Genomic DNA, 7,000 nt, shown 5'->3' on the forward strand with positions numbered 1-7,000 from the left:
ATCAAGCCCGTCCGGCGATTGAGGACAAAGGCCCACCGGGCCGCACCCGGTCGTCGCGACGGTCAGCCCTCGACCGGCACCCCCGAAGCGATGGGCCCCGCAGAGGCCACCCGCTCCACCTCCCGCCCGGAACCAGGCCCCCCAGCCGGAGGCGTCACCGCGTCGGGCAGCAGCTCAAGCACCGCCCGCCGGTGCCCCTCGCTCGTCGCGTCGTCGTACGGATCCGGCGTCGCCGGCACCTGGAGCCTCAGCACCGGACCCGTACCGAGGCGTGCGTACCCCCGGCCCGGCGGGACGTCCGGCGTGGGCGTCGTGTGCGGCGGAGCCCCGAGCACCGCCTCCACCTGCGCCGCCGCCACCGGCCCCAGGACGACCCGGGCGCGCGTGTGCGACCGTACGGCGTCACCCAGCGCGTCCAGGCTGTCGAGCTGCTCCGCGACGACCACCGTCACCCCCGCGGCCCGCCCGTGCCGCAGCGGGATCTGGAGGTGCTCCTGCGGATCGGGCCGCCCGCCCGCCGCCGCCAGCTGCCCGAAGACACTCGGCCGGTCCACGAAGATCCACAGCGGGCACTTCACGTCGTCGGGCGTGGGATGCCCGGACTGCCGTGCCCGATTCGCCGCGATCAGCCGCCGCTCCGTCTCGTGCGAGGCCCATTCGAGGCTGGACAGCGCGCCGGACAGGGAGGACTCCACCGACAGCACCCCCCGGCGCCCCGAGAGGAACGCGAACTCACCCGTCGCGCTGCCCTCCACGATCAGCACGTCGCCGTGCTGGAGCGCCTGGAGCGCGAGCGAGCGCAGCAGGCTCGTGGCGCCGCTGCCCGGCTGGCCGGCCACCAGCAGGTGCGGCTCCGTGGAGCGCGGACCCGTACGCCACACCACCGGCGGCGCGTCGTGGGTCTCGTCGCCCGCCAGGACCGGCACGGTGCGCTGCACCGCGTCGTCGTCGGTGAAGCCGAGCACCGTCTCACCGGGGACGGTGACAAAACGCTGCGCGGCGATGGCGGTGGGGAGGGCGGCGAGGACGGTCAGCGTCAGCTGGTTGCCCTCCTCGTCCCAGTCGAAGAGGTATTCGCGCCCGCGCCCCGACTTGGCATGCAGGAGCTGCTCGATCCGGGCGCGGGCGGCCGGCTCACCGTCGGTGAAGTACGGGGGGTACTTCATCCGCAGCCTGGTGAGCCGTCCGTCACCGTCGAACGTGAACTCGTCGAACGCCGACTCCCACTCCCCGCCGTGGGAGAAGAGCGGACTGGGGTCCTCCGGTACGGAGAAGTAGGGCACCAGCGCCTCGTAGAGGGACCGGAGCCGCTCCGTCTCCGCCTCGTCGGGCCCCGTCCGCTTCGGCGTACGGTCCCGTCCCTTCCAGGCGGCCGCGGCCATCACCGAGATGAGGGCCAGCAGAGGCCCGTACGGGACGAGCGCGACCACCAGCCCGCAGGCCGCCACCAGGAACAGCGCGGGACCGCGCCGCTCCCTGGGGGTGCCGGCCCACTTCTGGCGCCCGGTGGCGGCCAGCACCCGCAGACCACGGGTGATCGTGATCAGCGGATGGAGAACATCCGTGGCGCCGTCGGCGGCCGTGCGGGCCATCTCGCGGCTGCGAGCGAGCTGGGCACTGCCGCTGCTCAGAATGCGGGGGAGCGGTCGCCGGGCCACGTCTGTCTCCTGAGGGGATGCGGGAAGGGAGGGAGGCGGGGGTCAGAACTTGATCCCGCCCAGCAGACCGGCGAGGGAGGCCCCGCCGGCCGTGATGCTCGGAGCGATGGCGGTGCCCGCGAGGTAGAAACCGAAGAGGGCGCTCACAAACGCGTGGGACGCCTTGAGGCCGTCCTTCCTGAAGAAGAGGAAGACGATGATTCCGAGCAGCACGACACCTGAGATGGACAGGATCATGAGGATTCTCCTGGTTGAGGGGACAGTCACCATGAGTTCTTCCAGGATCACCGAAAGTATCTATGCGACAAAAGGTGCAAATGAGTGAAATATTTGGTATTTCACTGCACTGGCCCACATCGGGACCCCGCCCGGGTGGCGGACCGCCCGACCTTGCCGCTGAGCAGTACCCTTTCGTTCACCCGGACGGCTGCGCACGCCGTCCGCCCCAGGTCAACGGCGTGAAAGGCGGTTCACCGATGAGCGAGGCCCACGATCCGGCGGTGGTGGAGCTGGCGACGAGGATCTTCGAGCACGCCCGGCGGGGTGAGGGCGACGCCCTCGCCGCGTTCGTGGACGCCGGAGTGTCGCCGAACCTCTCCAACGACCGGGGCGACTCCCTCGTCATGCTCGCCGCTTATCACGGCCACGCCCCCGCCGTGGAACTCCTGCTCGCGCGTGGCGCGGACCCGGACCGCCCCAACGACCGCGGCCAGACCCCGCTCGCCGGCGCCGTCTTCAAGGGCGAGGACGCGGTGATCCGCGCCCTGCTGGCCGGCGGCGCCGATCCGGCGGGCGGCACCCCCTCCGCCGTGGATACCGCCCGGATGTTCGGGAAGACGGACCTCCTGGAACTCTTCGGAGCCCAGTGAGGCGGGACGGTCCCGCCGCGTGAGGCGGGACGCTCCGTAGGACGGGCGCGGGAACGGGCGGGAGGCGAAATGTGGTCGCGGAGGCGAAATGGCTGGGTCATCATGACGTCGAGCCCTGTACGGGTCCCCGACGAGAGGCAGAGGAAGATGGTCCACACCAAGCGACAGACGACGGTCGGCCGAACTTGTTGCCGCGCGGCCTAGGTATCCATACCCCCCGGTTGCGTCGACAGCTTGAGTGAGGCTTTCCCCATGTTCGATCCAGTCATAGCGCCGAGCGGCACACTGCTCGGCCTGTTGCAGAGGGGCCGCGGCGACGGCACGCTGCACGCGCTCGCCGCGCCCCGCGCGGAAGCGCTCGCCGCCCTCAACCACTGCGTGCTGACCGACCCGCGCCACGACTGGCAGGTCGAGAACCGCTCGCTGTACTACGCACGCCTCTACCTGGATCTCCACGGCGGTCTTGACGCCATCGACCACCATCTCTTCCGGGCAGAGGACCACTTCGACACCGAGGAGTCCAGGACCGGGCTCTCCCTCGCCGTCCTGGGGCACCTCGCCTCGTACGGCAGGCGCGACGCCCTGGACCTCCTCAGGCGCTACGCCGCGACCGGCTCCAACTGGGCCTGGGCCCTGGACGAGCTGGCGCTGCGCGACGACGACACGGGACTGCGCTCCCTCGCGCTGCCCGTGCTCGCCCGCTTCCCGGCCACCCCGGAGGGCGAGGCCGAACTGGCCTCGGCCGTACGGGACGCCTTCGAACCCCGCCCCTGGCGGCTCTGGGCCGACGACCCGCGTGCTGCGGTCGGCGGCCGGATCAGGGCCGCGGGCGAACAGGGCTCGTTCGACCGCTGGCAGCGCCAGATGCGGCCGAGCGGACCACGGCCGGGCTGGAGCGTCCAGGCCGTCTTCGACTGGGCGCAACAGGCCCTCGACCGGGGCACGCCCCTCCATGTGCCCGCCGCGCGCTGCCTCACGGCGGTCGCGGGGCCCGACGACCGGCAGGCGATCGTCGAGGCCGCGCGCAACGGACCCGACGCGGCCCGGTGCGCCTCGCTCCACTACCTCGCCGAGATCCGCGACCCGGTGGTCCTCGACCTGATCGAGGCCGCCGCGTCGAGTGCGGACCGTACGGTCGCGGAGGCCTCGGTCGCCGCGTTCGAGCGGATGTGCGGCGAGGACGCCGTCGACCGGGCCCGGGGCTGGATCCACCGGCCCGACGCCCTCGGCGCCTCCGCCGCCGGGGTGCTCGCAGGCCGGGGCGGCACGCAGGACACCCAGCTGGTCCTCGGCGCGCTGCGCGAGACCGTACGGTCGGAGGGGCCCGACGCGCCCCTGCTGTGGACCCTCGTCGACGGGGCGGGACGGCTCGGCATCGTCTGCGCCGCTCCCGTCCTGCGCCACGTCTACCGTGAGACCGCCTCCTCCCAGCTGCGCGGACGCGCGGCGAGGGCACTGGCCGCCACCGACCCCTCGTACGCCACCGGATTCGCCGTCGAATGCCTGTGGGACTGCGAGGAGACCACCCGGGAGGTCGCCGCGCTGCACGCGGAGACCGCCGACGTACGGGTCGCGGAGCGGCTGCGGAGGCTGGCCGCGGATCCGGCCGAGGAGGCCGAGGTGCAGACCGCCGTGCGGAGCAGGATCGGCCCCGACGCCGCCGCTCTGTGACGCCGGACGCTCATGACCTCGGAATGACCTCAGGGGTGTGAGCGTCCGGCGGAGCGCCGAGTCGGTGCCCCCGGTCGGGGCGCGCACGACGCTGTGTGCGTTCCACGTGTGTTTCCGTACGACGTCCGAGGCCGCGGCGCCTTCCGGGACACCCCGGAGTCCAATGCTCATGGGGCGTTCGTCGGGCGGAAAGATCCACGTTGGCAGGGACACGTCCGGCAGGACGACAACACGAGCATGCGTGTCGTCATTGTCACCGAGTCCTACCCGCCCGACGTCAACGGCGTGGCCCACTGCGCCCTCCAGACCGCCCGGCACCTCGCCGCGCGCGGTCACGACCCGCTCGTCATCGCCCCGGCCGTCGCCGGCGACGACGAGATCGACTCACCGTGCCCCGTGGTACGCGTGCCCTCACTCCCGCTCCCCGGCTACCCGCAGGTCCGGGTGGCACTCCCCAGCCGGCGGGTGGCCGCGACGATCGCCGCGCACCGCGCCGACCTCGTCCATCTCGCGGGCCCCTTCGTGCTCGGGGTGCGCGGCATGTCGGCCGCCACCCGGCTCGGCGTTCCCGCCGTCGCCGTCTACCAGACCGACCTCGCCGGGTACGCCAGGACGTACGTCGGCGCGGGCGAGGCAGCCGCCTGGCGGCGCATCCGCGCCGTCCACACCGCCGCCGACCGCACCCTCGCGCCCTCCAGCGCCGCCGTCAGCGATCTCGCCGCCCACGGCATCCCCCGGGTCAGCCTCTGGCCGCGCGGGGTGGACACCGTACGGTTCCGGCCGGAGCTGCGCGACGAGGCGCTGCGGCGGCGGTTCGCGCCGAACGGTGAGCTGATCGTCGGTTACGTCGGCCGCCTGGCGCCCGAGAAGCACGTGGAACTCCTCGCGGGCGTCTGCGCGCTGCCGGGCGTCCGGGTGGTGATCGTCGGGGACGGCCCCAGCGAGGCGTCCCTGCGGTCCGTGCTGCCCGGCGCGCTCTTCCTGGGCCGTACCACCGGCGACGAACTGGCCAGGACCTTCGCGTCCTTCGACGTCTTCGCGCACACCGGCCCGTACGAAACGTTCTGCCAGACCGTGCAGGAGGCCATGGCCAGCGGGGTGCCGGTGATCGCGCCGGCGGCGGGCGGACCGCTCGACCTCGTCGACCACGGCCGTACGGGGACGCTCGTGACGCCCCTCGACACCGACGCCATGACCCGGGCCGTCGAGGACCTCGCCCACGCGCCGGTCCTGCGCGCCTCCTACGGACAGGTGGCGCGGGCCACCGTCGAGGGGCGTACCTGGGCGGTGGTCGGGGACCAGCTGATCGACCACTACGCGGACGTCCTGGGCGCCCGCACGGCGGTGGTCGCGTGAACGCGGCGGGTTCTTCTTCGTCTTCTTCGTCCTCTTCGTCCGCGGTGTCTGCCTCTGCCTCTGTAGGAGGCGGCGGCCTGCGGATCGTACGGCTGGCCAACTTCGTCACCCCGGCCTCCGGTGGCCTGCGCACCGCGCTCCAGGAGCTGGGCAGCGGCTACCTGGCGGCCGGGCACGAACCGGTGCTGATCGTGCCGGGGGAGCGGGAGACCGACGAGCACACCGCACAGGGACGGGTGATCACCCTGCCGGGCCCGGTACTGCCCGGCACCGGCGGCTACCGCGTCCTGACCGCGCGGCGGCGGCTGCGGGAGGTGCTCGAACAGCTCCGCCCCGACCGGCTGGAGGTGTCCGACAGGACCACCCTGCGCTGGACCGGGGAGTGGGCGCGCCGCCACCGCGTGCCGTCCGTGATGGTCTCCCACGAGACCGCCGACGGGGTGCTCCGGACCTGGGGCGTGCCCGGGGCGGCGGCGGGGCGGACGGCCGACCGGATCAACCTGCGCAGCGCGTGGGCGTACTCCCGGATCGTCTGCACCACGGAGTGGTCGGAGCGCGAGTTCCTGCGCATCGGCGCGCGGAACGTGGTGCGGGCGCCGCTGGGGGTGGACCTGGTGCGCTGCCGGCCGGAGCGCCGCGACCTGGCGCTGCGGGAGCGGTACGCGCGCGGGGCGGACGTCCTGCTGCTCCTCGGGTCCCGCCTGTCGGTGGAGAAGCGGCCCGGTACGGCGCTGGACGCGCTGGCCGAGCTGCGGGCGCGGGGGGTGCGGGGGGTGCTGGTCGTGGCGGGCGAGGGCCCGCTGCGGGCCGGACTGGTCCGCAGGGCGCAGGCGCAGCGGCTGCCCGCGCTGTTCCTGGGCCACGTACGGGACCGGGCCGCCATGGCGGATCTCCAGGCGGCGGCGGACATCTGCCTGGCGCCGGGGCCCGCCGAGACGTTCGGGCTCTCGGCCCTGGAGGCGCTGGCCTGCGGCACACCGGTGGTCGCGAGCGCGTCGTCGGCGCTGCCCGAGGTCATCGGCGACGCGGGCAGGTCGGCGGCGGACACGGGCGCGGCCTTCGCCGACGCCGTACAGGCACTCCTGACCCGCCCGGAGCCGGAGCGCCGCACGGCGGCGAGAACGAGGGCGGAGTTGTTCGGCTGGGACCGCTCGGTGAAGGCGTTCCTGGCGGCCCACGACGCCGGGACACCGCGCCCGGCGGAACGTCTGCCGGATCCGGTGTCCACCGCACCCCCACTCCACCACCCGGACGGGGCGCCGCGGTGAGCGGGGCGCGGAGACCCGTGACGCGGGAGACCCCGGGCGGGCAGCCGGGCACGGCACCGGCGGTACGCGACGACACGGTGACCGCCGGCGTGCCCGCCCCCACGAAGACGCAGCAGCGGCCGAGAACCCCGGTGGCCACGGGCGCACTCCCCGGCGCAGCTGCGGCCCAGCTTCCGGC

At 73.8% G+C, this 7,000-nt stretch carries 6 protein-coding genes; 4 read left to right on the forward strand and 2 right to left on the reverse strand.

All coding sequences use genetic code 11. The features are described from left to right. Positions 1-62 precede the first annotated feature (62 nt). Positions 63-1,658, reverse strand: coding sequence for a hypothetical protein (locus GT042_RS05420; protein ID WP_345943691.1), 1,596 nt, complete (start codon positions 1,656-1,658; stop codon positions 63-65). 42 nt (positions 1,659-1,700) lie between these two features. Continuing rightward, positions 1,701-1,895 (reverse strand): hypothetical protein, encoded by a 195-nt coding sequence (locus GT042_RS05425; protein WP_161307554.1) that lies wholly within the window; start codon positions 1,893-1,895, stop codon positions 1,701-1,703. 239 nt (positions 1,896-2,134) lie between these two features. Here GT042_RS05425 and GT042_RS05430 point away from each other — a divergent pair, with 239 nt between their 5' ends. From GT042_RS05430 to GT042_RS05445, 4 genes are all read left to right on the forward strand, one after another. Further along, positions 2,135-2,527: an ankyrin repeat domain-containing protein gene (locus tag GT042_RS05430; protein ID WP_161307555.1), complete on the forward strand. Its 393-nt coding sequence runs from the start codon at positions 2,135-2,137 to the stop codon at positions 2,525-2,527. A 252-nt stretch (positions 2,528-2,779) separates the two neighbouring features. Beyond that, positions 2,780-4,198 (forward strand): HEAT repeat domain-containing protein, encoded by a 1,419-nt coding sequence (locus tag GT042_RS05435; RefSeq protein WP_161307556.1) that lies wholly within the window; start codon positions 2,780-2,782, stop codon positions 4,196-4,198. 237 nt (positions 4,199-4,435) lie between these two features. After that, on the forward strand, positions 4,436-5,554 hold the full coding sequence (locus GT042_RS05440; protein ID WP_161307557.1) for a glycosyltransferase family 1 protein: 1,119 nt from the start codon (positions 4,436-4,438) through the stop codon (positions 5,552-5,554). A gap of 44 nt (positions 5,555-5,598) precedes the next feature. Then, the gene (locus GT042_RS05445) at positions 5,599-6,822 is read left to right on the forward strand and encodes a glycosyltransferase (protein ID WP_345943692.1); all 1,224 of its coding nucleotides are present in this window, start codon (positions 5,599-5,601) and stop codon (positions 6,820-6,822) included. Positions 6,823-7,000 lie beyond the last annotated feature (178 nt).

This window comes from Streptomyces sp. SID3212 (genome assembly GCF_009865405.1).
In the GTDB taxonomy this organism is placed as follows: Bacteria; Actinomycetota; Actinomycetes; order Streptomycetales; family Streptomycetaceae; genus Streptomyces.

Excerpts from the sequence above, each read along its gene's own strand:
- GT042_RS05425 (WP_161307554.1), bottom strand. The coding sequence starts at position 1,895 with ATGATCCTGTCCATCTCAGGTGTCGTGCTGCTCGGAATCATCGTCTTC.
- GT042_RS05430 (WP_161307555.1), top strand. The coding sequence starts at position 2,135 with ATGAGCGAGGCCCACGATCCGGCGGTGGTGGAGCTGGCGACGAGGATC.
- GT042_RS05435 (WP_161307556.1), top strand. The coding sequence starts at position 2,780 with ATGTTCGATCCAGTCATAGCGCCGAGCGGCACACTGCTCGGCCTGTTG.
- GT042_RS05440 (WP_161307557.1), top strand. The coding sequence starts at position 4,436 with ATGCGTGTCGTCATTGTCACCGAGTCCTACCCGCCCGACGTCAACGGC.